Source organism: Bacteroides sp. 90-K9/2, from assembly GCF_047310725.1.
GTDB classification, from domain to species: Bacteria; Bacteroidota; Bacteroidia; order Bacteroidales; family Bacteroidaceae; genus Bacteroides; species Bacteroides vicugnae.
Map to the genome: position 1 here is coordinate 1,274,402 of NZ_JBCGVL010000001.1, position 23,522 is coordinate 1,297,923.

The following is a 23,522-nucleotide window of genomic DNA, read 5'->3' on the forward strand; positions in this document are numbered from 1 at the left end:
AAAAGAGAACGATTACAAACCTTTCTTCAGTTCCTTATAGGATTCTATAATCTGAATACCGCTTGATGTACCGATACGGGTAGCGCCCGCCTGAATCAATGCCAACGCAGAATCCAGATCGCGAATACCACCTGCTGCTTTCACTCCGATAGTAGGTCCTACCACACGACGCATCAATGCTACATCCTGCACCGTTGCTCCTGCCGTACCGAATCCGGTAGAGGTTTTCACAAAATCCACTCCGGCTTCTTTAGCTATACGACATACGGTTTCTTTCTCTTCATCCGTCAGATAACAAGTTTCAAGAATGACTTTACAGATCACACCGGCAGGTTTGCAGATAGAAACCATGTCTTCAATCTCTTTCTTTACAATTTCAATCTGTCCTTTCTGTAAAGCACGAACATTGATGACTGTATCTATTTCAGTAGCACCTTTGGCAATGGCATCACGGGTTTCAAATGCTTTGCACTCTACTGTGTTCTGTCCCAACGGAAAACCGATAGCGGCTCCTACACGCACTCCTGATCCTTCAAGCAACTTCACACAAATTTCTACTTCCGCAGGATTGATGGCTACCATTGCAAACTGATACTGACGGGCTTCCGCACAAAGTTTCTCAATAGGTGATGCATCACCGAAAGGTTTCAGGAATGTATGGTCGATCATACCTGCCAACTGCTCTACTGATAATTCTGCAATCACTTCGTTTATATTCTTCTTTTCCATTATTTTGAGTCGTTTAATAAGTTATTATAAATATACAGTTTCTTAAAAAGTCAATACGCATTTCAATACTTCACCCCGCTTCACGGCAGCAAAGGCTTCTTCTATTTCTTCTATCGCAAAGCGATGCGTGATAAAGTCGGATGCAGAAAGTCTGCCCTCTTCAATCCATTGTGCCAATGTGACCATTGCCGCCTTTTCTTCGGAACGGGTAGGCCATTGATGCATGTGCAGGTCGAAGTTATAAGGAGCTTTCGACAAGTCGAAGGTTGGATTCTTAGTCATAACGCCATAGACACACACATCTCCACCCATCTTCACCAATGGTAATACGGAATTTACGACTACATCCAGTCCTACCGCATCAATGACAGCATCATAAGAGCGATTAGCCGCGGCAATAAAATCCGGAGTACTGATTTCGGCGGGTGTATATCCGTTGTCTGCTCCCATCCGGCGGGCTACTTCCAGTTTAGCGGGAAGCATATCGACAATGTCAATCTGTCCCAGACCGAACAATTTACCCAACTTCACAAAGCTCAATCCTACAGGACCGGAGCCTACTACAATCACCTTTTTCCCCGGAGTCAGATTGAAATCCTTGAAAGCTCCCAACACTTCGCGCCAGGTACAAGAAATGACCGCTTCTTCCGGTTGCACATGAGAAGGAACTGTGTTCTGAATCTCAAAACTGTCCCAGCATCCCTGTTCGGGGGTAGCCAGTCCCTCTTCTTTCAGTACCTCAAAGTCGTTCACTACCACATATTCGCTGAAACCACCCCAGCCGCTATTGACACCTTGCGCGCCAAAATCGGAAATAAGACCGCCAATAGCACGGTCGCCTACCTTAAAGTTACGTACTTTTTCACCGACAGCCACTACAATTCCGGCATTTTCATGCCCCAAAGCCAATGGATAAGTATCCACTCCGGGGAATTTTCCGGCTATCAGTTTACTGTCAGTCGCATTACACAAAGCGACCATTTCCGTTTTCACCAATGCCTGATAAGCATTGATAACAGGAGTTTCCACCTGTCGTATTTCTATTTTGCCAGGAGCCGGCACTATTACTGTTTTCATTCGATTATTAGGTTTTATACAGATTATAATTCAGTTTTTGCAATTTCAGTATACATATCGCACAAGGCGTGATAAGCTTTATCAAAAACAGGCATCCAAGTCTCATACTTCTTCACGTTTTCCTGAATCGGCTGCACGGTCTGTTCAATACGGACAAAGCGGTCTATCACAGAGAAGTCTTTAAAGACTCCCGCACCGATACCTGCCAGAATAGCTGCTCCCATCGAAGTAGCCTCTTCCAGATAATTAGGTACACGGATTTCCGCCTGATAAATGTCTGCCATCATCTGACGCCATACAGGGTTTTGCGCACATCCTCCAATCACCGTCACCTGGTCGATGGGAACGTGTTTGCGGAAGATATTGACGATAAATCCCAGATTGAGAGTAATTCCCTCCATCACAGCACGTAGCATATCGCCATGTGTATGCCCCAGCGTCAGACCGATAAATGCTCCTTTGGCATCTACATTCCAACGGGGAGTACGTTCACCAAGCATATAAGGTAAGAATAGGAGTTTATTGGCTCCTATCGGAGAGGAAAGGATCTGTTCGTCAATCAGTTCGAACACGCTACGTCCGAGTTGAGCAGCCAATGCCTGCTCGTGCTGGCAGAGTTGGTTAATCATCCAGTTGTAGGAAGAGCCTGCCGCCTGCATCGTTCCCGACGGATGCAGCATGTCCGGCACTACGTGCGCCCAATTCATGGTGCGGCGTTGTTCGTCTACAATCGGCTTTTCTACTGTCAGAGCTACCCAAGAGGAAGACCCCAGATAGTTGTATGCGCTACCCGGAGCCACACAGCCGACGCCTACTCCGGCACAACTACCATCGCCTCCACCACAGATTACGGGTGTTCCGGCAAGCAGTCCTGTTTCACGGGCAGCTTCGTTGGTCACTTCACCGATGACGTCAATAGACGAACGGACTTCCGGGAATAAGGAAAGATCGAGTCCGGCAGCTTCTATGATTTCTTCACTCCATTGCCAACGGTTCAGGTCGTATGCATTGGTACCCGAAGCATCCGAGGGATCTGTGGCTAGAGTGCCGCAGAGGCGGAAGTTGATATAATCCTTGGCATTCAATATCTTGGCTGTCTGTGCAAAGATTTCCGGTTCGTGCTTCTTTACCCACATCAGTTTCTCAATAGAATAGGAAGCGCTGATCCGGTGTCCCGTGATTTCATAGAAATGAAGCGGGTCTATCTTTTCGGAAAGAATAGTCTCTTCTTCCTGCGAACGCTGGTCGCAATAAAGCATGTGAGGACGAAGCGGGTGACCGTTTTTATCCACACAAAGACAACCCATCATTTGTCCGCTAAGTGCCACACCGGCAATATCATTGGGAGATACCAGTTGGAGAAGTGCCTGCGTGGTATCTACAATCGCTTTCCACCAATGGAGCGGATTCTGTTCCGCCCGGTTGCCGGAAGCGTAATCTGTAGGGTATGCGGCTGTACGTGAAGCAATCAACAATCCCGATTCGTCGAATAAGGTTGCTTTATTACCGCTGGTACCCAAGTCATGTGCTAATATATACATATATGTTCTTTCTTCTTTTCAGTTAATTAATTCAGAGTGCCGCATTCGTGTATCCGGTAAGTCCGACGAAAAGACCACCGACGATACCGCCCAGGATAATCACCAGCCAACGGGGAAATGCTTCTTTCATTAGTCCCCCACGCGTGCCTTTCGGTGCGCAAAGTACATCGGCCAGAATGAAGCCCATCGCAATCGCCCATCCCATATCTACCCAGGGAGCACTGCCGCGATTTCCCTGATGAATCAAACTGAATTGCATCGGCAGACCTTCAGCATCATTTAAGAGTCCGGTGGAAAAACCAAATCCGGGCAGTTTGTGATTGACTATCCAAAAAGTACCGATAATAAGGGCGGCCGCCATAAATCCACCTATCGGACCAAAGTCCTTTACTAATTTAGGCCAACTCATCAACACGGTAAAGGTGACGGCAAAAGCTCCGAAAATAGATGTGATGATTCCGGCATGATACATGCCGAAGAATTCATTATAAGTCTGTAACCATTCGCTCATTGTTCTTTCCTCCTTAGTTTATCTTCCGGGCACAATCGCACGAACGGATTTTCCATACTAATATTCCTGCCAAGGCACCTCCTATCAGACAACAGATTAAGGTAGGTACTGCATAAAAGAAGTTGGTGATATCGCCTTGAAAGCGGACAATTCCCCAGGCAATCCCGGCAGAACCGATACACCAGCCCTGATCCAGCCATATTTTTCCCGGAGGATTCAGAATAGCTCCATGATAATGGTTCATATACCACATAATGCCGATAATCAGTGTGGCTGCCAACCAGCCTCCCATCAGACCGTATGTCTTCCAAAGTTCCGGCCAAATGCCAAATGCAAATCCGCCACAGATGGCAGAGCCGGCAAAGGTCGATAGATATTGTTTCATATAATTGATAATGTGTTTTTTAGGTTTATAATAGTAGTTCGGGGTTGTTTATTTATTCCAAAGACAACTTAGCCAGTGTGAAAGGCTTGTCGTGTTTCGTGTTTACCTTATCCGGTCCGGTCACCAAGTCGAAGCAAGATACAATCACCTGTCCGTTCCATACGATAGGTTCGCCCGGCTGATCCAGACCTCCGTCGCTTCCGTCACAGTCAGGACTTTGAGCAATACGCTGAATTTTTCCGTCTTTATCAATACATGCAACTGCATTTGCCGAGAAATCCGCTACCCAGATTTTACCTTTATCGTCTATACACATTCCGTCCGTGGTACGTAACTGGGTGGTATCTTGCGCCCATACATCATTACTAAGTACATTCCCTTCCACATCCATCTTTATGCGATGAACAGCTCCATCACCGAAGTTCCCTACAAAGAGGTCGCCCGCTTCGTTGAAAACAATTCCATCCAGTCCATATTGCACTTCCGGGTTCTTTGTGATAACGGTGGTAATAAGGTTTTTATCTTCTAATGTATTAGTCACTGCCACATCACGGTCATTCATATCAAAGCAATATACCCCGCTGACCAACAATCCCGAAGGATCTTTTATCTGTGATAATGAACTCTGGGTGACGTACAATTTCCCGTTACGGATACGCAGTCCGTTAGGATGCTCCATACCGGATGCCACAGTGATTGTTTCTTTTAATTGGTCGTTTTCAAACTTCAGACGAAGAACACGTCCTTTATTCTGTGCTTTCTCTGCTCCGCTCCAACCTTGATTGTCGCAAATAAACAGATCACCCTCTTCATTAAAGGCAATCCCCATCGGAGAAGCCCAGCCGGTTTCTTCCAACACCGGAACATCCATCCATTTCGCAATCTCGCCATTTTTAGTGATGCGCATCAGACAAGCAGGCTGCGTGATATCTGCAAAATTCGGACAGGCCAGAATCAAATCTCCATTAGGAGCGATAGCCATTCCATCCGGAGTCGGACAACAATCCGGTAATTTTGCAAACAATTCACTCTTCTGCGGAAGAGCATTCTCACCACTTTTTTGTTTCGGAGAAGTACATTGAATACAAGTTACTCCCATCAAAGAAGCTGCCACAAGAGATAGTAAATAATACTTTTTCATGGTTAGATAATACAAATGTTTATGTTTATAATTTGAGCCCGTCAGTTCGGTACGCAAACATACTGGTATTTATCAGCAAAGAAGGAAAATGACAAATCAATAAAGGACAAAAATTGTTCAAAATGCTGGGAAAAGAGCCGGTTTGAGCTGTAAATAGAGAGATTACCAATCAATCTCTATTTTTTCAGGCACGGATAACACGGATTACACGGTCTTTAGTGTTGTCATTGCCGCGAAGCAACCGCGTTAATCCGTGTAATCCGTGCCTAAATTATTATATAGACTAATTATGAACACATACTTATATATACCTTATATTATAAAAGCAGTCGGCACTTACTTCCTATGCAATACTCTACTTTCCCCTCCGTTCATGGCTAATTTAGGCTAAAAAGAACATTTTCTCATAAAAAGTTTTTGTAATATCAGAGTTAATCGTATTTTTGTGTACAATTTTGGTGTAGTGATGACAGAAGAAGAAAAAAAGTTATTGAATTCCTTTGAAACGCAACTCCGGCATTTGATTTATTTACACGATGAACTAAAGCGTGAAAATGCCGAGTTGAAGAAGCTTCTCGATAATGAAAAGCTGAAAAACGAGAAGGTACAAGCTCAATACAATGAATTGGAAGTCAGCTATACAAACCTAAAAACAGCTACGGCAATCAGCCTTAACGGCAGCGACGTAAAAGAGACGAAGCTGCGATTGTCAAAATTAGTGCGTGAAGTCGATAAATGCATCGCTTTGTTGAATGAATAAGAAGAAGATGTATGAACGATAAAATAAAGATAAACCTGCAGATAGCAGATTCAAACTATCCGCTAACCATCAACCGTGAGGAAGAAGAAATGGTACGGGAAGCCGCCAAGCAGGTAAATATCAGGCTTAATAAGTATCGGGAGGTTTATAAGAACCTGGAACCGGAGAAAATTATTGCCATGGTAGCCTATCAGTTCTCGTTAGAGAGACTGCAATTGATGCAACGTAATGATACCAGCCCCTATGTGGAGAAGGTAAAAGAACTGACAGAATTGCTGGAGGATTATTTTAAGGAGGAATGAATCCTGACCGGCTATTCACTGATAAGAGATAAAACAACCACGCACTGCACAATATCCAAGCAAAAGTATATGCTTTGATATTTGGCGGTGCGTTTTTATTTATATACTTAAATTAAATGTAGAATGATAGCAATAATAGCAACAGCAATTGCCTGCTTCATCGTAGGAGGAATCCTTTCATATATACTATTCCGGTATGTACTGAAATCCAAATACGATAATGTCCTGAAAGAAGCGGAGACGGAAGCGGAAGTAATTAAGAAAAACAAGCTGCTTGAAGTAAAGGAGAAATTCCTGAATAAAAAAGCAGATCTTGAAAAGGAGGTAGCATTGCGGAATCAGAAGATTCAGCAGGCGGAAAACAAACTGAAACAACGTGAAATGGTTCTTAGCCAGCGTCAGGAAGAAATCCAACGCAAAAAGATGGAAGCCGAAGCTGTAAAAGAGAATCTGGAAGCGCAACTTGTCATTGTCGATAAGAAAAAAGATGAACTCGACAGACTGCAACAACAGGAAATCGAGAAACTGGAAGCAATCTCCGGATTGTCTGCCGAGGAAGCTAAAGAACGTTTGGTAGAATCACTGAAAGAAGAAGCTAAAACGCAGGCACAATCATTCATCAACGACATTATGGATGATGCCAAGTTAACTGCCAGCAAAGAAGCGAAACGGATCGTTATCCAGTCTATCCAACGGGTAGCTACGGAAACTGCCATCGAAAACTCTGTTACGGTATTCCATATTGAATCAGATGAAATCAAAGGACGTATTATCGGACGTGAAGGACGTAATATCCGTGCTTTGGAAGCTGCTACCGGCGTTGAAATCGTTGTTGACGACACTCCGGAAGCAATCGTTCTTTCTGCTTTCGACCCGGTTCGCCGTGAAATTGCCCGCTTGGCACTGCATCAGCTTGTGACCGACGGACGTATCCATCCTGCCCGTATCGAGGAAGTGGTAGCTAAAGTTCGCAAACAGGTGGAAGAAGAAATTATCGAAACTGGTAAACGCACAACCATCGACTTGGGTATCCACGGTCTGCATCCTGAATTGATCCGTATCATCGGTAAGATGAAATATCGTTCTTCTTATGGTCAGAACCTATTGCAGCATGCACGTGAAACAGCCAATCTTTGTGCTGTGATGGCATCTGAACTGGGATTGAACCCGAAGAAAGCGAAACGTGCAGGTTTGCTGCATGATATCGGTAAAGTGCCTGATGAAGAACCGGAATTGCCGCACGCATTGCTGGGTATGAAACTTGCCGAGAAATACAAAGAAAAACCGGATATCTGCAACGCTATCGGTGCTCACCACGACGAGACGGAAATGACCAGCTTACTGGCTCCTATCGTACAGGTATGTGACGCCATCTCCGGTGCACGTCCGGGTGCACGTCGCGAAATCGTAGAGGCTTACATCAAGCGTCTGAACGATCTCGAACAATTGGCAATGGCTTATCCGGGTGTAACAAAGACTTATGCTATCCAGGCAGGGCGCGAACTCCGCGTGATCGTTGGTGCGGATAAGATTGACGACAAGCAGACAGAAAGCCTGTCAGGCGAAATCGCTAAGAAGATCCAGGATGAAATGACTTATCCGGGACAAGTGAAAATTACCGTCATTCGTGAAACACGTGCGGTTAGTTTCGCTAAATAAAGCAACTATTCAAAAGAAGATTCATATAAGGGCGAAGAAATTCGCCCTTTTTTAGTACAAGACTATGGAAAAGTATCAAATTGAGATTTGTACCAATTCAGTAGAAAGCTGTCTGGCTGCACAGGAAGGTGGTGCCAACCGCGTGGAATTATGTGCCGGAATACCGGAAGGCGGGACAACCCCTTCCTATGGTGAAATAGCCATTGCAAGAGAAGTATTGGCTCATACCCGCCTGCATGTTATTATCCGGCCACGTGGAGGAGATTTTCTTTATTCGGAGATGGAAATCAGAACAATGCTGAAAGACATCGAAATCGCACGAAAATTGGGAGCGGACGGAGTTGTATTCGGTTGCCTGACAGCAAACGGCGAAGTAGACTTAACATCAATGCAGATTCTAATGGAAGCCTCTAAAGGGCTGTCAGTCACCTTCCACCGGGCATTCGACGTATGTCGTAATCCTCAAAAAGCATTGGAGGAGATCATCGAGCTGGGATGCAACCGTATTCTGACTTCCGGTCAGCAACCTACGGCTGAACAAGGTATCGGTCTTTTAAAAGAATTGCAAGGACTGGCTGCGGGAAGAATTACGTTACTTGCCGGCTGTGGAGTAAATGAAAATAATATTGCACGGATTGCGGCAGGAACCGGAATCAATGAGTTTCATTTCTCGGCACGCGAAAGTATTCAAAGTGAAATGAAATTCAGAAATGAAGTTGTCTCAATGGGAGGAACAGTACATATCAACGAGTACGAACGAAATGTGACTTCCGTGCGAAGAGTCAAAGAAACAGTGGAGGCTTTATATAAAGGAATGTAAGTGATCGCCTCTCTACTATATACTAAGAAATGGTGAACATACAGCTTTAAGCCTTTTGTTCACCATTTCTGTTTTGCATTACCACCAGCGGTATCAAGAAAAACTGCTATACCTTTATTTATAAATAAGGAATCACCGTAATATAAATACCTGTAATAATAGCCGAAGTAATTACTCCCGAGATATTAGCTCCCAAGGCATCTCCCAAGACGAATGAGTCCGGATTATCTTTGCTTACAATCTTTTGTGCAACCTTTGCGGTAGTCGGCACACAGCTAACTGCTGCAATACCGATGACCGGATTGTAATTACCCCGTTTAATAATATACATGATATATCCTCCGATTATTCCTCCGATACCGGAAAGTAATAATGCTACAATGCCTAATACTAATAGTTTCAATATCTTCGGATCGAGCAGCAGATGTGCATCACAAAGTACACCCAGCAACACGCCCAACATAAAAGTCGATCCATAAAGCAACGGACCGCTCACAAAATCATAGATGTGTTTCATACCCGACTCACGAACAGCAACCCCCAGGAACAAAGAGAAAAACAAAGGAGAAGCTACCGGGAATAAGAAACAGAGAATAGCACAAAGAACAGCAGAGAAAGCCAGTTTTACTTTAGCATCGTAATTCTTCGGAGCTTTCTTTGTCACCATCTTAATAGCACGGAAACGTTTGGGAACCAACAGCTTCACAAGGTAAGGATAGCCTCCATATGTCAATCCTAAATAAAGATAGGCAACCACCGTAATAGGCACAAACAAATGCTTTGCCAATGCCAGTGAAGTAAACAAGACCATCGGTCCGTCTGCTCCACCTACCATCGCCACTGATGCACTTTCTTTGAGAGTCAGGCCGAGAGCGGAAGCAATAGGAACCGTCAGGAAAGTACCCAGTTCTGCACACAGAGCAAGGAATATACTTGCAAATGGTTTCTGAAGCAAGAATCCGACATCCAGAAGCGCCCCGATACCCATAAAGACAAAGCAGGCTATGAGCCCATTACTAAACGTCAGGGTGTAAACAGGTTGCAGGAAATCTATCTGCATGGTATTCATTAATTGATCCGTATCTGAAAGCATCGGATCGAGAAAGAGGTTACCTAGTGTGCCGTCGGGCATCATCAGTGTTCCGCAGTTGATAGCCACCATTCCGAGTCCCATCGGAATCATCACCATAGGTTCGAGGATACCTTTCCAGCCCAAATAGATCAGTAACAGACCGAGAAGTACCAGAAAAACTCTTGCAGAAGCAAGCACCCATCCGCTTGCCATCATTGTACCAATACCTTGAAATAAGGTAGCAAAATCTATATTTTCCATAAATTAGTTTTCTTTCATTGTTTGTTGTTAGTCAGTTTCTTTGAGTTCTTCTTATTGGCATGTACCTGCTCTTCTTCCCGAAGAAAAAATTCACGGGTATCCTGCGAATAATAATAATTAACCAGATTATTTTCCGAAGCTCCCGGACTCACTCCATGATAATAGCCGGGATAACCAGTAAAGTTCCTGTCAATCCCCCTACTATAGTCTTCACGAGAATCTCCTAAAGCATCTTCATCTACAATAGGTATTTGCCGGACTAATCTTTCCACCTTCTGCCGATGCTGCCGCCAGCGTCGTAGCCGGAGTAGCTCCAAACGGTGGGAACTATAAAAATCAAATGAATCAGCCGCATAGGCAATCAACTTGATGACCGCAGCGACAAAAAAACCGATGAGGAAAGTAAGCCCCATCATCGCAAGAGTAGATAGTAATAAATGAATCATAGTAATATAAAAATTAGGTTGTACAATCATATTCAAAATAAAGAAGAGGCGCCCAATGGTGAAACCATTATAAAATTTAGACACACATGAAAGTTAATCCCACTGGGCATTCCTCATCACCATATAAAAACAATCGGCGGATATTATTTGCCTGAAATCACTTCGGTATATATCCTTGCTTTTATACGACGTAACTCCCGTTTCACAACGGAAAACACAATATTTTAATCCTTAAACACCTTATCATTAGTATTCAGGAGGTATATCATTCAACTGGGCTTTGGTAAATACGGGACCGTCTTTACAGACATACAACTTCCCGACATTACACCGTCCACATTTTCTAACACCACATTTCATCCGGTTCTCCAGGGTGGTATAAATATTCTCATCGGCAAAGCCTAACTTCTCCAATACAGGAAAAGTGAACTTTATCATCACCGGAGGTCCGCAAACTATTGCCACAGTATCTGCACTGGCAGGTGCAGCAGCCTCAAGCACCGAAGGTACAAAACCGACTTTTCCTGTCCAGTCGGGAGTCTCCCCCCCGGGATCAACCGTAGTTATCAGATTGACATCCAGACGTTTTTCCCATTCTTTCAGCTCTTCTTTATATACCAGGTCGTTAACAGACTTGGCTCCGTAAACAATCGTTATATCTTTAAAATCTTCCCGCCTGTCCAATGCATTCCAGATGACGCAACGCATCGGCGGAAGTGCTATACCACCTGCAACGAACAACAGATTCTTTCCTTTCCACTCGTCCAACGGAAATGTGTTTCCGAAAGGTCCGCGAAAACCGACGGTAGCTCCTTCTTCCAGTTTGGCAAGTCCGGTAGTCACCCGTCCTGCCTGGCGGAATGTACACTCGATATATCCTTTACGAGTAGGCGACGAAGCAATACAGAAAGTTGACTCTCCTTCACCAAACGCAGAGTATTCACCGAACTGTCCGGCTTTGAAATGAAAGGCTTCTCCTTCCTTCTCGTCTTTAAATCTTAACCGGAAAGTCTTCACTCCCGGAGCTTCATGGGTTATCTTCTCAATCACCATCAGGTACGGAAGATATATATATTCGACTGCTCATTCATGGCTTGATATCGATATTAAGTGTTCAAGTATATTCATATCTACCGGGCAGGCACGTGAACAACGTCCGCATCCGGTACAACCGGTTTCCTGTATCCGTTCAGGCATATAGGAGAACTTATGCAAAATGCGCTGACGCCAACGGGTGCTTTGTGTCGGACGCGGATTATGTCCGGACGTATGAAGGGTAAACAGCGAAAAGCCGCAAGAATCCCAACAACGGACACGATGGCCGGACGAACCTTTGGCATCTTCCTGAATATCAAAACAGGCACAGGTTGGACAAACATAAGCGCATGCGCCACATCCCAAACAGCGTTCGGACTGTTGTTTCCAAACAGGACTGTCGAATGCTCCCGCCAACTTCTCCCGTACATTATCAACATTGAAACGAATGGGAACGGATGCCAGATATTGTTCCTTATCTATTTCTTCGGCAGGTGTATATTCTTTCACAAAGAATTTAACCAATGCTTTGCCTTTTGCTGTCAAGACTTCCACCAATGCACTCTGATCCGGCAACTCCGTAATCTGAATATCACTGCCGGCAGTATTACCGGGCCCCCCGTGAACGGAAGTACAGAAACATGATTCATCGCATTGTGCACAACTGAAGCTGATTAATGTCATTTTCTCCCGCCGGGCATTATATAGTTTATCTTTATAATCCCAATTAAAAATACCGGAAAGGGGTGCAACCCCTGCCGCATCACAAGGACGGATTTTCCAGAGAATCATTTCGGGAATTGCATTAATATCCGCTTCCTGCAAAGTAGCTTCTTTCCCGTCTTTCTGATAAGAGAACAGCACTTCTGTTTTCGGGAACGCAAATCGTTTAGCCGACTGGGTAGTCTGCACATAGTCCGTCGCTACCTCATCGTAAGAAGTCACTCTTTTGAAGTCTACTTTATCTCCTGAACGCACAGGAGCAAAAATATGCATTTCCTTTTTCACCATCTGGTGAAACCATTCTTGCAGACTGCTTTTACTGATATGTAGATTTTCCATTACTTTCTTTTAATGTATAAAGTTCTCTTTATCTTCTGCCTTGAAGGTAGAAAGTACATTTCCCGCAGGATTGATAGCACCGGGAGCAACCCCGAACTCGTCCTGAATGTCTTCCATCATACTTTGTGTCATCAAATGAAGAGGAATCCCCACCGGACAAGCTTGCTTACAAGCGCCACAACCGATACAGCGTCCTGCCATGTGCATCACGCGGTTAATCTGCCACTCCATATTTGTCAGCGGAGCAGACCAGGGTTGTACCCACTGCGGACAATTGACCTCCACAATACACCGGCTGCAATAACACAACGGACAGGCAGCCCGGCAAGCATAACATTTGATGCATTTCGACATTTCCCCCATCCAGTATTTCCACCGCTCTTCACGACTCATCTTTTTCAGACGATCAATCAGTTGAAGATTCTCCTCGCTAATAACCAAGGGAAAATCTGCCAGATATGTTTTTATTTCATCAAATCCTTTAAACTGGATAAGTTCTCCGTGTCCGTCAACGGTCAGTACCAGAAGATTATCTTCTTTCAACTGGTTTTCGAATGCCAATTGAACAATCGTCCGTAATGCCGGAACCGCAGCTGTTATAGCCACTTTGCCTGTTCCTGTTAATTCCCGTTTTGTCAGATAGACTGCAATATTATTCGTGCAACGGTCGTCCAGTATCAGTCTGTCGGCATTTTCTGCCTGCCGGCAAAAGAGAGGACGTGTTCCGTGATTTCCTTCTTCATAGCCTATCACAAGATTCACTTCTCCTTCTTGTAACAAAGCAACTGCTTTTTCTGTCAGTTTACTCATAGATAGCCTCCTTTTCCAAATAGTCCGAAGCTTTCTGATACTCCAGATAAGGTCCCAGTTCACGGATTCCGGCAACTGTTTCATTCACCAGATCAGCCCACTTGGCTCCCTCCGCCGCCGACACCCATGAATAACGGATACGACGTACATCAATACCCAAGAAGTCGAGCAGTCCGCGGAATACAATCCAACGACGACGTGCGTGGAAGTTTCCAGATGTATAATGACAGTCATTCGGATGACAACCCGAAACGATAATTCCATCAGCACCTCCGGCAAAGGCTTTCAACAGTAACATAAAGTCAATTCTTCCTGTACAGGGGAAGCGAACAATTTCTACATTAGCCGCATATTTCAACCTGCTCGTACCTGTCAGGTCTGCCCCGGCATACGTGCACCAATTACAGACAAAAGCTACAATGCGCGGTTCAAATTCTTGATTATTCTCGATCTTATTTTCGTTCATAGCTTACTCTCTTTTTAATGGTTCAGCAATGCCATCACTTCGGCATAGACCTGTTCATTGGAATATCCCTGTATATCAATAGATTTGGAACGGCAGAAAGCAACACAGGTACCACAACCCTGACAAAGTCCGGGATTTACTTTAGCAACTGTCTTTATTACATTCCCATTCCTGTCTTTTATTTCTTCACGTTCGATAGCCTGATAAGGACAAGCTGTCTGACACATGAAACATCCTACGCAAGTACTGAATAACGGAGGGGCAGTACGATTGACAACGGCTATCAACGGCTCACGAACCAGATTTGCCTGTGAAAACAATCCTGCTACTTTCACAGCGGCTCCCGAAGCCATTCCCACTGTTTCGGGAATATCTTTCGGTGCCTGACAGGCTCCTGCCAGATAGATTCCGGCTGTATTCGTTTCCACCGGTTTCAGTTTGGGGTGAGATTCGGCAAAAAACTGATAAGGGTCATAGGAAATGTGCATCTTCTGCGCCAGTTCTTCCGCTCCCTTGTTGGCGACTCCCGCTGTGGCAAGCACTACCATGTCAGCTTCTATCTCGACAGGTGATGCTCCCAACAGGGTGTCTACTCCTTTAACAATCAATTTACCGTTCTTCTCATATATGCGGGCGACGCGACCACGGACGTAATTCACTCCATCCTCTTCAATGGCACGGCGCACAAATTCTTCATAATTCTTTCCTCCGGCACGAATATCCATGTAGAACACGTACGATTCGCCACCATGTACCTTGTGCTGATAAAGCATCGCATGTTTGGCAGTGTACATACAGCATATCTTAGAGCAATAAGGAATTCCTTTGGCCGGATCACGGGAACCGGCACAGGCTACAAATACAATCTTTTGAGGAATCTGTCCGTCAGACGGACGGCGAATCTCTCCGAATGTAGGACCGGAAGCCGATGCCAGACGCTCAAACTGCAATCCGGTAATGACATCTTTGTATTTTCCATATCCATATTCGGGGAAGAAGTCGGTATTTAATACATTGAATCCCGTAGTCACTACAATTGCTCCGACTTCTTCAGTGATAATACGATCCTCCTGTCCGAAACGGATAGCCCCCGTAGGACATAGCTTTTCACAAACTCCGCATTTACCATTGCGATAATGGGTACAATGTTCTTTATCAATCACCGGTTTATTGGGCACTGCTTGCGGAAAAGGAACATAAATAGCTGTACGCATTCCCAAACCGGCATTAAATTCGCTCGGTATCTTCTTGTTGGGACATTTAGTCGTACAAAGTCCGCAACCGGTACATAATTTCTCATCAATGCTCTTCGCTTTCAGGCGTATACTGGCTTTAAAATTACCGATAAAGCCTTCCACATGCTCCAGTTCGGCATACGTATAAAGAGTGATATTCGGATGCTGCGCTACTTCCACCATTCGGGGAGTAAGAATACACTGCGAACAGTCTAATGTAGGAAAAGTTTCCGAAAGCTGTGACATATGTCCGCCGATAGACGGTTCTTTCTCTACCAGAATGACCTGATGTCCGCAATTGGCGATGTCCAGACTTGCCTGAATTCCGGCAATTCCTCCTCCAATCACCAGTGCTTTTTTGGTGATAGGAACCTGAATGGGGACCAAAGGATGATTCCGCTTTACTTTTTCAACCAGACTTTTGACAATATCGACAGCCTTACGGGTAGTTGCCTCCCCTTTCTCATGTACCCAAGAGCAATGCTCACGAATATTAGCTATCTCGCACAGATAAGGATTCAATCCGGCTTCCGCACATGCCCTCCGAAAGGTAGGTTCATGCATTCGCGGAGAACAGGCAGCAACGACAACGCCATCCAATCCATATTCTTTAATGGCGTTCTTAATCAATGTCTGTCCCGGATCGGAACACATATATTTATAATCGATGGCATAGGCAACGCCTTCCATTTCTTTTGCCGCCTCGGCCACTTTTTCGCAATCGACAGTTACACTGATATTTTCACCGCAATGGCAGATAAAAACTCCTATTTTAGACATACTTCCGCCTCCTTCAAATTTACAGCTACAAAATGACGTCCCAGTCCCAATTCCTTGGGAGTCAGTCCGACAGCCAGTCCGATAGCCTGTGTGATATAAAGAACCGGTATGGTAACAGGTTTTGCCAGATAGTGGTTGATAGCAGGGCGACGCATATCCAAATTAGAATGACACATCGGACAAGCCACAATCACGGCTTCCGCTCCCCGGTCGTCAGCATCTTTCAGAATATTTCCCGAGAGACGTCCTACAAGGTCTGTGCGAGAAACGGACAAGCCCGCACCGCAACACTCCGTTTTGAAAGCCCAGTCAATAGGAGTGGCACCAATCAGAGACATGATTTTGTCCATGCTTTGCGGATCTTCCAAACGGTCGAAGTTTAATATTTTATGGGGACGCACCAGCAAGCAGCCATAGTAACAAGCCACTTGATGAGCAAAAGGACGTACTATCTTCTCTTTTAATGCATCCAGCATATATTTCTCTATCATCTGGATGACATTCAATATTTTCACATGACCGAGGTAGCGCATTCCAACTGTAGTCAGTATTTCATCCTTCAATGCTTCATTGTGCATTAATTCGTATTGAGCCACACTCAAACGATTGTAACAGGAAGCGCAGGGGACAACGATTTCTTGAAATCCCTGTTGTTCTGCCAAAGCCAACACACGGGTAGGTAAGGCAAGAGACAATTGTTTGCTCATGGAGTGAGCAGCCGTTGCACCGCAACAGTTCCAGTCTTTCAACTCGATCAGTTCGAGTCCCATCGCCTGTGCCAGTGCTTTGACTGATTCATTATATTCACGAGAAGTTCCGTTTAGCGAACATCCCGGATAGAAACCGATTCTCATAGTTACTTTTGAGTCTTTTCAATGGTTTGTGCAAATATCTTTTTGATCATATTCTCATCTTTTACCCGTTCCGGAAGAAGGTTGAGCTTCCCTTTGACGAACATAACAGGAGCCACATTCAAATCCTGTGTCAAACGTAAGGTACGGGCTTTAAAACCTGCCACCAATCCAACCTCGTAGAGTCTTCCTGTTCTTTTTACTGATTCGAGAAAAGCGGAATGGAAAGCTACAACAGGGCGTGACTCTTTACTAATGCATCCTTCTTGACGGGATTTCTCACGCAGATAGTCCATCACTTCAGGAATGTTTATTTCTTTGGGACACCGGGCAATACAGTTTTCGCAATTCAAGCAAATCCAAATGGCATTGGAACTTAACACGCGACGGTCATTTTGAGCATTTTTTGTCTGCAACAACCGGAGAATATAGCTGGGAGCATAATCCATCTCCTCTGATAACACACATCCGGCCGTACATTTGCCACACTGGTAGCAATAAGACACATCAATACCCGTCTTTTGTTCCAAGTCACAGGAAATACATTCTTTGTTTTCCATGTTGACATGAATAAAATAGATAATAATAAAAATAAAGGAAAGAGTGGCAGAGAAGTATCAGAATAAGACACACCTCACCCAACCAAAAGAAAAGAATATTGTCTAAATGAGAATATGCGCCAATGTGTAGACGTAATACTTACACGAATATTTAGTGTAATTGACATCAAGGTCGGTATGACCCAAACGGTTCTCCGGAAGCTGAACATTCAGAGAGCTCAATATCTGTATAATCACAGTATTTGTATTGAACTTCAAGTTCTTGAAAGGAACAATGCTTCTTGGAAAAGAGATATTATCAAAAATGCAGTCACTGACTTTACAATTGGATGTCTCATCAACAAACTGCGAATGCGTTTTTTTACTTGACTTATCGAAGCCGGCAGAAGAGACACAACAACATGACTCTACTTTATATTGCATATCATTAACCCGGATTTCAGTTTCTTTCTGAAATCCCTGCAAATCTTTATCGGAAACATTACTAAATCCCAATACCAGAAATGCGCATGCTAATATGCAAAAAATATACTTAGTCATAATTTGCTGCAAACGTAATCATTCTTTTCCGAAAAAAGCATATTAAGAGCAAGAATTAACGATTATTCATACAGCCTCTTTCCTATAATCCATGTACAACTTTCATCAATTGTTCCCCTAAACCGATTGTATATCCTTGAGAAACAAAGACTATCCTATTAAATGTGTCGGCAATAATAAAGACCGGCAGGATGGAATTGTTCAAGTTCATAGCTGCCACAATTTCTTTCCGAATGCTGTCATCAGTATCAATACCGTAAGTGATGGTAGACGGAAGTCCCTTGAATTCGTCAGCATTAAATTTCTTGTATTGTTCTTCCGAAGGGAAAAGAAAGACCATCTTACGCCCCCACTGTTCAAAATCATTGCCTAGAGCGGCTATGTCTCTTAACGCATGATTGGTAGGTTCCTGCCCTGCCCCGAGAACAGCCACCACAAAATAGCCACGACCGCAGGTTTGCAAAATACTTTGCAGCCCGGTGTCACCGACCGGCCGATAGATCGCTTCTGAATTAAAATTGCCGATCACCTGTACCTGATCTTTGCTTTCACGCATCACAAGATCAACTGTCGTTGTCTTACCCGGTTCTATCGTAAAAAACGTAATGTTGGAAAGCACCGCGCCACTTGCCAGACGGGTTCCGGTCACCATCATATAATAGCCTTCATCAAACTCTCTCCCATATCTTAATAAATTATGCCATGTAGTCCCATCCCCCATATCTGTCTCTCCTTCGTCATAATTCAACAACTGGAAGGTACCGTCTTTAAACTTGGAAAGAGTGAAATGCGAATAATATTTAGGATTATCTAATGAACGGATAGGCGTATAGGTAGCTTTCAATACTCCTTTTGGGGACAATGCGGATTCTGCTGTCTCGAAATCGACATCTTCCGGAGCAAATTCTTTATTTAAGACCTGTACCTTTCCGGTCACTTCATCAATCCGGGCAGACGCCCATCCCATGCTCCGGCAAGCTGCTACAAAGAAAATATCACGTGACTTTTCATCAGCCACCCGTGCTTTCCACACACCCATCGGAGAGATCGGAATCTGTTGGGAATTCAATTCATTATTGATTTTAATTTCTTTTCTACACCATTCTATTAATACCTTAGGATCACGCTTCATGCTATCGGGAACAGACTGGTAAACAGTTTTTTCAATCGCTTCGCGAAGTACCTTTTTATAAGGAGTCAGCATTTCATTGGCTACACGAGGAGGATTGAGGTACATTCTTTTAAAACGTTCGGTATCTATCTTTTCCCAATCCGAAAGATTCGTTTGCAAATGATCATTCAATACATCCAGAGTTACATCACGGAGGTCTTTTGCCGAAAGACTCTCTAATATCCACATGGCACGTATTTCTTCCCATGAGACAGCATCTTTCTCTTTCCTGACAGGCAAAAGGAAGTCTTTCAATGTTTGGTAGTTTCCGCGCGAAGCAACCAGAAAGTCTGCCAGTTTTTCTTTCTTTTCCGATTGTAAAGCATTTCCATACAGCTTGTCTACCCACTCTTCGGCTTGTTTTTCCGTCATCATTGTTGCCACATACGCATTACGGATGGAGTCTTCTTGCGCCATTCGCCGATCATTCTCTGCACGCTGTTCGGGAGTGACTTCGGGGATATTCGCCCCTTCTACCGGAGGAATAAGATCCATTGGCAAGGAATAAGTTTCCCCTTCTTTCTTATCTAAAGAGAGATGCAATGCATTGTCTTTTCCAAAAGATAATTTAGCATAGCCAAATCGTCCGTCACGGGATGCCCAAACCAGCATATCTCCTTTACCGGCAGTCAGGCTGGCTTTCCCTTCTGCATCTGTATACTTCGTAGCTACTGTATAGAACTCTGCATAATTGTATATCTTAAATTCAACTTTAGCGTCTGCTACCGCTTGTCCTTCGGCATCCGTCACCGTCACGATAGCCTTAGCGGTAGGCGCATAATTATCAATCACATTGATTTCCGTATAATTCGGCGTTTCAAGCATCATTTCCTCCGGACCGTTATAACGCCCGAAGACTTTCGTATGCATCAACATTCCCCGACTGGCAGGAGCATTGAACCATCCCAGATTCAAAACCGGCTCCGGCTCACAGGCTCCGAAGAAATACCAATGTCCATCCGCCCATGCTTCCACCCAGGCATGATTATCATCCGTATGCGCCCAACGAGGCGTATACACCTGACGCGCCGGAATACCAACCGCCCGGAGAGCAGCTACCGTAAATGTAGACTCTTCACCACAACGCCCATACGCCGTCTTGACGGATGCCAATGGCGAACTGGTACGCGCATCACTCGGACGATAGACTACTTTCTCATGACACCAGTGATTCACCTCTAATATAGCCTCTTTCATCGGCAGCCCCTTCACCCTGTCTTTCAGCTCGCCATAAAACACACGACGGGAATCGTCCAGATTCTCATTATTCACCCGGATCGGCAAAACAAAATGACGGAACACTTCATCGGGAATCTCCTTTCCCCAAGGCATTTCGCTATGCGTCTGCTTTGACAGCCGGACATTTTCCAGATAATAATCTCCTGAATAGTCCGTCACATCCCCTATCGGCATATAAGCATAGAGAAACATCAATGCTTCGCGCTCGTAGACTGATAAAACAGAATCGGCAAAGATCGCAAATAAATCTCCATGAGGAAGTGCCTGTTTTTTCAGTTCAAAGTCTTGAGCCACTTGATTCCGGTAGGCTTCTTCTTTGAGAAAATGAGCGTTGTTACAAGCAAACAGCACAATTGACAAAATCAGGATGCACAAAAGATGGGTGAATGTTTTCATACGAGTGTTTGGTTTATTCTAATAATAAGGTTGCTGACTGACAAAAATACAAGAATATTTTCTGAAAGCCTAGATAAGTACATAAAAATGTGATAGATAAAAATAATATTGTCATCAACGGAGAATTGCGGGCATTTTGTAACAGGTTTGTAACATGGACCGTGTTCGAACCCTTATAAAAAGAAAATTCAAATGAAAAAGAAGATTTTTATGTTTTACAGCATATAATTCAAAAACAATTCGTATCTTTGCAGTGTTATTAGAGAAAACAAGATGTAAAATCGCTCTTCAAAACGTGGAGGGCAAAAAAAGAGGAAACAAATTATGAAAAAGAATGCAAATGAAAAAATTATGATGTTACAGTACCGTATTAAACGCTATCAAGCAATGGGAAATGGTGCTATGTGTCAAACCTTGAACGGTAAACTTCAAAAACTGCTGTCACAGCAGGTTGTCATGTAAATAAACACACTAATTATAATAAATAGAGCGAGGAACTTTCGAGTATCCTCGCTTTTTTTATACATTTGCAGAAGAAAGATAATAAAACACATTATGAAAAAGCTATTTATGTCGGTTGCGCTGCTTTTACTAGCCGTAACCTCTTTTGCACAAACACCCGGTTATGAATTCACAACCGTTGTATCTCACAAAGCAACACCTGTCAAAGATCAGGGCTCCACAGGAACCTGTTGGTGCTTTGCCACCGCTTCTTTTATGGAATCGGAACTGCTCCGTATGGGAAAAGGAGAATATGATCTCTCGGAAATGTTTATCGTCCGCCAGAAGTACATGAATCAGATCGAAGATAATTACCTGCGTCGTGGCAAAGGAAGCATTGGGGAAGGAAGTTTGGCACACACTTTCAAGAATGCTTATAAGAAAGCGGGAATCGTTCCGGAAGAAGTATACACCGGACTGCTAAACGACAGCAAAGATCATAACCACGGAGCATTGTCACGTTACCTCAAAGCATTGGTGGATGCAAATATTGCTTCTAAAAAGCGTACTCCGGAATATGATGCGCTCATCAACAATCTGTTCGACATTTATTTGGGCAAGCTTCCTGAAAAGTTTACTTATAAAGGCAAGGAATATACGCCTCAATCTTTCACTGAAAGTTTGGGATTGAATATGGATGATTATATCGAACTGACCAGTTTCACTCATAAACCTTATTATGAAACCTTCTCACCTGAAGTGCCTGACAACTGGGAGAATCAACCGATGTATAATCTTCCGCTGGACGAACTGATCGGGGCTATTGACTATGCATTGAACAAGGGATATACCGTATGTTGGGATGGTGATGTCAGCGAACAGGGTTTCTCTTTCAAGAACGGAATCGCCATCAATCCGCAAGTAGAGGACGTGAAAGATTACTCAACTACCGATCGTGCCCGTTTTGAAGCTATGCCTAAATATCAGCGTATGGATGAAGTGTTCAAGTTCGAGCATCCTTATCCGGAAATCAATGTTACACCGGAAATCCGTCAGGACGGTTATGAGAAGTTTGTAACGACCGATGACCACCTGATGCACATCACCGGCATTGTAAAAGACCAGAATGGTACTAAATATTATATTACCAAGAATTCCTGGGGAGCAGAAAGCAACAAATCCGGAGGTTATCTGAATATGTCTGAAAGTTATGTACGTGCCAAAACTATTTGTGTCATGGTTCATAAAGATTCTCTGCCAAAGGGTTTGAAGAAGAAACTCGGAATCCAATAAGCCGCTTGGTATCACCCTAAATAGAGGGTTGATTATTCTATGGATGTCTATATATTAAGTATGTGTTCTTAATAATTTAGGCACGGATTACACGGATTAACACGGTTACTTTGTAGCAATGACAATACTTAAGACCGTGAAATCCGTGTAATCCGTGCCTAAAAAAGATAGCAATTTATGAGTGACAGGCACTTACCCACCCTTAGTTTTTATTTTTTTCTCAATGTCACGTCGCCGATTTCTACAACGCCACCTTTGTTTTGTGAAAGAATAGCCAGATAGCAATCTTTCAGAATAGCAGCGTCATCATCCGTGTCAGATACTTCCAAGTCAGCATTTGCCTTCTTGCTGCTAATAGCATTAACCACTTGTCCCATATCATAATAAACCACTACTTTAGTCCATTTATCAGCATCTTTAATCTTAAAGTTATACTGTGCACCCGAAGCATTCGGTTGAGCATCCGCATCATAATCTCTACGCATGAAGAAAGTGGTATTGTACTTACCATTATCGTTCTTTTCTTCATTGGTCTGTTTGATGTATACACCTACCGGAGTACCAGCTTCTTTAGCTTTTGCATAGAAAGTAAGAACATAGATGCCTTTTTCCAAACCATCGGTAATACGTTGTCCCAGAAAAGCCTTGTACCAAGAGATATTTTTTTCGGCACCGGAATTATCAAATTTCATCGCATTCGGATATTTGGCATCTCCCGTTTGTTCCCAAGCAATAGTAGTTACTCCGTCAGCTTCATTATTCAAAATAAACCACTCTCCTGCGGCAGCTTTGTTAGCGTTAGTCACTTTAGTCTTTACTTCGGTAGCGAATTTTTCATTCTTTATCAGGTTCTGTGCACTTACACTTACTCCTGCAATGACCAAAAGGCCGGCAAATAAAACTTTTTTCATCTTACTGTGATTTAAATGTTTATACTTT

The 23,522-nt window shown here is 43.8% G+C and carries 24 protein-coding genes; 6 read left to right on the forward strand and 18 right to left on the reverse strand.

The window, feature by feature from the left end:
* Positions 1 to 12: 12 nt before the first annotated feature.
* From deoC to AAHJ11_RS05010, 6 genes are read right to left on the reverse strand one after another with little or no spacing between them, the layout of a single operon-like run.
* A complete protein-coding gene (gene deoC / locus AAHJ11_RS04985; protein ID WP_148364428.1) occupies positions 13 to 729 on the reverse strand; it encodes a deoxyribose-phosphate aldolase in 717 nt (238 codons plus the stop codon).
* A 42-nt stretch (positions 730 to 771) separates the two neighbouring features.
* Complete coding sequence (locus tag AAHJ11_RS04990; protein WP_320974495.1) at positions 772 to 1,806, reverse strand: zinc-dependent alcohol dehydrogenase; 1,035 nt, start codon at positions 1,804 to 1,806, stop codon at positions 772 to 774.
* Positions 1,807 to 1,829: 23 nt separating this feature from the next.
* Positions 1,830 to 3,347 carry a xylulokinase gene (gene xylB, locus AAHJ11_RS04995; RefSeq protein ID WP_320974494.1) on the reverse strand — a complete coding sequence of 506 codons (1,518 nt, stop codon included), beginning with the start codon at positions 3,345 to 3,347 and terminating at the stop codon, positions 1,830 to 1,832.
* Between the two features lie 31 nt (positions 3,348 to 3,378).
* The gene (locus tag AAHJ11_RS05000; RefSeq protein ID WP_320974493.1) at positions 3,379 to 3,858 is read right to left on the reverse strand and encodes a Lin0368 family putative glycerol transporter subunit; all 480 of its coding nucleotides are present in this window, start codon (positions 3,856 to 3,858) and stop codon (positions 3,379 to 3,381) included.
* A 13-nt stretch (positions 3,859 to 3,871) separates the two neighbouring features.
* A complete protein-coding gene (locus AAHJ11_RS05005) occupies positions 3,872 to 4,243 on the reverse strand; it encodes a Lin0368 family putative glycerol transporter subunit (RefSeq protein WP_004325051.1) in 372 nt (123 codons plus the stop codon).
* 52 nt (positions 4,244 to 4,295) lie between these two features.
* The gene (locus AAHJ11_RS05010) at positions 4,296 to 5,384 is read right to left on the reverse strand and encodes an SMP-30/gluconolactonase/LRE family protein (RefSeq protein WP_413579137.1); all 1,089 of its coding nucleotides are present in this window, start codon (positions 5,382 to 5,384) and stop codon (positions 4,296 to 4,298) included.
* A 466-nt stretch (positions 5,385 to 5,850) separates the two neighbouring features.
* On the opposite strand from AAHJ11_RS05010, the gene AAHJ11_RS05015 reads away from it, so the two are divergent.
* From AAHJ11_RS05015 to AAHJ11_RS05030, 4 genes are all read left to right on the forward strand, one after another.
* A complete protein-coding gene (locus tag AAHJ11_RS05015; RefSeq protein ID WP_074557927.1) occupies positions 5,851 to 6,144 on the forward strand; it encodes a hypothetical protein in 294 nt (97 codons plus the stop codon).
* Positions 6,145 to 6,155: 11 nt separating this feature from the next.
* A complete protein-coding gene (locus AAHJ11_RS05020; protein ID WP_074557855.1) occupies positions 6,156 to 6,446 on the forward strand; it encodes a cell division protein ZapA in 291 nt (96 codons plus the stop codon).
* 123 nt (positions 6,447 to 6,569) lie between these two features.
* Positions 6,570 to 8,105, forward strand: a complete 1,536-nt coding sequence (gene rny / locus AAHJ11_RS05025; protein WP_074557854.1) for a ribonuclease Y — start codon at positions 6,570 to 6,572, stop codon at positions 8,103 to 8,105.
* Positions 8,106 to 8,169: 64 nt separating this feature from the next.
* Positions 8,170 to 8,925 carry a copper homeostasis protein CutC gene (locus tag AAHJ11_RS05030; protein WP_320974492.1) on the forward strand — a complete coding sequence of 252 codons (756 nt, stop codon included), beginning with the start codon at positions 8,170 to 8,172 and terminating at the stop codon, positions 8,923 to 8,925.
* Between the two features lie 118 nt (positions 8,926 to 9,043).
* On the opposite strand, the gene AAHJ11_RS05035 is transcribed toward AAHJ11_RS05030, so the two are convergent.
* From AAHJ11_RS05035 to AAHJ11_RS05085, 11 genes are all read right to left on the reverse strand, one after another.
* The gene (locus AAHJ11_RS05035; protein WP_258979727.1) at positions 9,044 to 10,258 is read right to left on the reverse strand and encodes a sodium ion-translocating decarboxylase subunit beta; all 1,215 of its coding nucleotides are present in this window, start codon (positions 10,256 to 10,258) and stop codon (positions 9,044 to 9,046) included.
* Positions 10,259 to 10,272: 14 nt separating this feature from the next.
* Positions 10,273 to 10,704 carry a hypothetical protein gene (locus AAHJ11_RS05040; protein ID WP_074557926.1) on the reverse strand — a complete coding sequence of 144 codons (432 nt, stop codon included), beginning with the start codon at positions 10,702 to 10,704 and terminating at the stop codon, positions 10,273 to 10,275.
* A 246-nt stretch (positions 10,705 to 10,950) separates the two neighbouring features.
* A complete protein-coding gene (locus tag AAHJ11_RS05045; protein WP_413579139.1) occupies positions 10,951 to 11,757 on the reverse strand; it encodes an FAD/NAD(P)-binding protein in 807 nt (268 codons plus the stop codon).
* A gap of 30 nt (positions 11,758 to 11,787) precedes the next feature.
* Positions 11,788 to 12,801 carry a 4Fe-4S dicluster domain-containing protein gene (locus AAHJ11_RS05050; RefSeq protein WP_320974490.1) on the reverse strand — a complete coding sequence of 338 codons (1,014 nt, stop codon included), beginning with the start codon at positions 12,799 to 12,801 and terminating at the stop codon, positions 11,788 to 11,790.
* A 9-nt stretch (positions 12,802 to 12,810) separates the two neighbouring features.
* The gene (locus AAHJ11_RS05055) at positions 12,811 to 13,611 is read right to left on the reverse strand and encodes a 4Fe-4S binding protein (protein ID WP_148364420.1); all 801 of its coding nucleotides are present in this window, start codon (positions 13,609 to 13,611) and stop codon (positions 12,811 to 12,813) included.
* Positions 13,604 to 14,077 carry a hydrogenase iron-sulfur subunit gene (locus tag AAHJ11_RS05060; RefSeq protein ID WP_074557844.1) on the reverse strand — a complete coding sequence of 158 codons (474 nt, stop codon included), beginning with the start codon at positions 14,075 to 14,077 and terminating at the stop codon, positions 13,604 to 13,606. Before AAHJ11_RS05060 ends, AAHJ11_RS05055 begins: the two co-directional genes overlap by 8 nt.
* Positions 14,078 to 14,091: 14 nt before the next feature.
* On the reverse strand, positions 14,092 to 16,092 hold the full coding sequence (locus AAHJ11_RS05065; RefSeq protein WP_259022469.1) for a CoB--CoM heterodisulfide reductase iron-sulfur subunit A family protein: 2,001 nt from the start codon (positions 16,090 to 16,092) through the stop codon (positions 14,092 to 14,094).
* On the reverse strand, positions 16,080 to 16,946 hold the full coding sequence (locus AAHJ11_RS05070) for a CoB--CoM heterodisulfide reductase iron-sulfur subunit B family protein (RefSeq protein WP_148364419.1): 867 nt from the start codon (positions 16,944 to 16,946) through the stop codon (positions 16,080 to 16,082). Before AAHJ11_RS05070 ends, AAHJ11_RS05065 begins: the two co-directional genes overlap by 13 nt.
* Before the next feature lie 2 nt (positions 16,947 to 16,948).
* On the reverse strand, positions 16,949 to 17,503 hold the full coding sequence (locus AAHJ11_RS05075) for a 4Fe-4S dicluster domain-containing protein (protein WP_195650471.1): 555 nt from the start codon (positions 17,501 to 17,503) through the stop codon (positions 16,949 to 16,951).
* 102 nt (positions 17,504 to 17,605) lie between these two features.
* Positions 17,606 to 18,043: a hypothetical protein gene (locus AAHJ11_RS05080; RefSeq protein ID WP_148364417.1), complete on the reverse strand. Its 438-nt coding sequence runs from the start codon at positions 18,041 to 18,043 to the stop codon at positions 17,606 to 17,608.
* 82 nt (positions 18,044 to 18,125) lie between these two features.
* Positions 18,126 to 20,849 (reverse strand): transglutaminase domain-containing protein, encoded by a 2,724-nt coding sequence (locus AAHJ11_RS05085; RefSeq protein WP_320974489.1) that lies wholly within the window; start codon positions 20,847 to 20,849, stop codon positions 18,126 to 18,128.
* A 324-nt stretch (positions 20,850 to 21,173) separates the two neighbouring features.
* Between AAHJ11_RS05085 and AAHJ11_RS05090 the strand changes: the two genes are divergently transcribed.
* Positions 21,174 to 21,311 (forward strand): hypothetical protein, encoded by a 138-nt coding sequence (locus AAHJ11_RS05090; protein ID WP_167511728.1) that lies wholly within the window; start codon positions 21,174 to 21,176, stop codon positions 21,309 to 21,311.
* A gap of 93 nt (positions 21,312 to 21,404) precedes the next feature.
* Complete coding sequence (locus tag AAHJ11_RS05095; protein ID WP_148364415.1) at positions 21,405 to 22,583, forward strand: aminopeptidase C; 1,179 nt, start codon at positions 21,405 to 21,407, stop codon at positions 22,581 to 22,583.
* Between the two features lie 209 nt (positions 22,584 to 22,792).
* Here the strand turns inward: AAHJ11_RS05095 and AAHJ11_RS05100 are convergent, their stop codons facing one another.
* The gene (locus tag AAHJ11_RS05100; protein ID WP_320974488.1) at positions 22,793 to 23,494 is read right to left on the reverse strand and encodes a DUF4627 domain-containing protein; all 702 of its coding nucleotides are present in this window, start codon (positions 23,492 to 23,494) and stop codon (positions 22,793 to 22,795) included.
* Positions 23,495 to 23,522 lie beyond the last annotated feature (28 nt).

What these genes read in the sequence shown, in the direction of transcription:
- AAHJ11_RS05035 (WP_258979727.1), bottom strand. Translation starts at nt 10,258, where the DNA reads ATGGAAAATATAGATTTTGCTACCTTATTTCAAGGTATTGGTACAATG.
- AAHJ11_RS05090 (WP_167511728.1), top strand. Translation starts at nt 21,174, where the DNA reads ATGAAAAAGAATGCAAATGAAAAAATTATGATGTTACAGTACCGTATT.
- deoC (WP_148364428.1), bottom strand. Translation starts at nt 729, where the DNA reads ATGGAAAAGAAGAATATAAACGAAGTGATTGCAGAATTATCAGTAGAG.
- AAHJ11_RS05040 (WP_074557926.1), bottom strand. Translation starts at nt 10,704, where the DNA reads ATGATTCATTTATTACTATCTACTCTTGCGATGATGGGGCTTACTTTC.
- AAHJ11_RS05100 (WP_320974488.1), bottom strand. Translation starts at nt 23,494, where the DNA reads ATGAAAAAAGTTTTATTTGCCGGCCTTTTGGTCATTGCAGGAGTAAGT.
- AAHJ11_RS05015 (WP_074557927.1), top strand. Translation starts at nt 5,851, where the DNA reads ATGACAGAAGAAGAAAAAAAGTTATTGAATTCCTTTGAAACGCAACTC.
- AAHJ11_RS05095 (WP_148364415.1), top strand. Translation starts at nt 21,405, where the DNA reads ATGAAAAAGCTATTTATGTCGGTTGCGCTGCTTTTACTAGCCGTAACC.
- AAHJ11_RS05020 (WP_074557855.1), top strand. Translation starts at nt 6,156, where the DNA reads ATGAACGATAAAATAAAGATAAACCTGCAGATAGCAGATTCAAACTAT.
- AAHJ11_RS05055 (WP_148364420.1), bottom strand. Translation starts at nt 13,611, where the DNA reads ATGAGTAAACTGACAGAAAAAGCAGTTGCTTTGTTACAAGAAGGAGAA.
- AAHJ11_RS05005 (WP_004325051.1), bottom strand. Translation starts at nt 4,243, where the DNA reads ATGAAACAATATCTATCGACCTTTGCCGGCTCTGCCATCTGTGGCGGA.
- AAHJ11_RS04990 (WP_320974495.1), bottom strand. Translation starts at nt 1,806, where the DNA reads ATGAAAACAGTAATAGTGCCGGCTCCTGGCAAAATAGAAATACGACAG.
- rny (WP_074557854.1), top strand. Translation starts at nt 6,570, where the DNA reads ATGATAGCAATAATAGCAACAGCAATTGCCTGCTTCATCGTAGGAGGA.
- AAHJ11_RS05060 (WP_074557844.1), bottom strand. Translation starts at nt 14,077, where the DNA reads ATGAACGAAAATAAGATCGAGAATAATCAAGAATTTGAACCGCGCATT.
- AAHJ11_RS05010 (WP_413579137.1), bottom strand. Translation starts at nt 5,384, where the DNA reads ATGAAAAAGTATTATTTACTATCTCTTGTGGCAGCTTCTTTGATGGGA.
- AAHJ11_RS05075 (WP_195650471.1), bottom strand. Translation starts at nt 17,503, where the DNA reads ATGGAAAACAAAGAATGTATTTCCTGTGACTTGGAACAAAAGACGGGT.
- AAHJ11_RS05030 (WP_320974492.1), top strand. Translation starts at nt 8,170, where the DNA reads ATGGAAAAGTATCAAATTGAGATTTGTACCAATTCAGTAGAAAGCTGT.
- AAHJ11_RS05080 (WP_148364417.1), bottom strand. Translation starts at nt 18,043, where the DNA reads ATGACTAAGTATATTTTTTGCATATTAGCATGCGCATTTCTGGTATTG.
- xylB (WP_320974494.1), bottom strand. Translation starts at nt 3,347, where the DNA reads ATGTATATATTAGCACATGACTTGGGTACCAGCGGTAATAAAGCAACC.
- AAHJ11_RS05070 (WP_148364419.1), bottom strand. Translation starts at nt 16,946, where the DNA reads ATGAGAATCGGTTTCTATCCGGGATGTTCGCTAAACGGAACTTCTCGT.
- AAHJ11_RS05050 (WP_320974490.1), bottom strand. Translation starts at nt 12,801, where the DNA reads ATGGAAAATCTACATATCAGTAAAAGCAGTCTGCAAGAATGGTTTCAC.
- AAHJ11_RS05045 (WP_413579139.1), bottom strand. Translation starts at nt 11,757, where the DNA reads ATGGTGATTGAGAAGATAACCCATGAAGCTCCGGGAGTGAAGACTTTC.
- AAHJ11_RS05065 (WP_259022469.1), bottom strand. Translation starts at nt 16,092, where the DNA reads ATGTCTAAAATAGGAGTTTTTATCTGCCATTGCGGTGAAAATATCAGT.
- AAHJ11_RS05085 (WP_320974489.1), bottom strand. Translation starts at nt 20,849, where the DNA reads ATGAAAACATTCACCCATCTTTTGTGCATCCTGATTTTGTCAATTGTG.
- AAHJ11_RS05000 (WP_320974493.1), bottom strand. Translation starts at nt 3,858, where the DNA reads ATGAGCGAATGGTTACAGACTTATAATGAATTCTTCGGCATGTATCAT.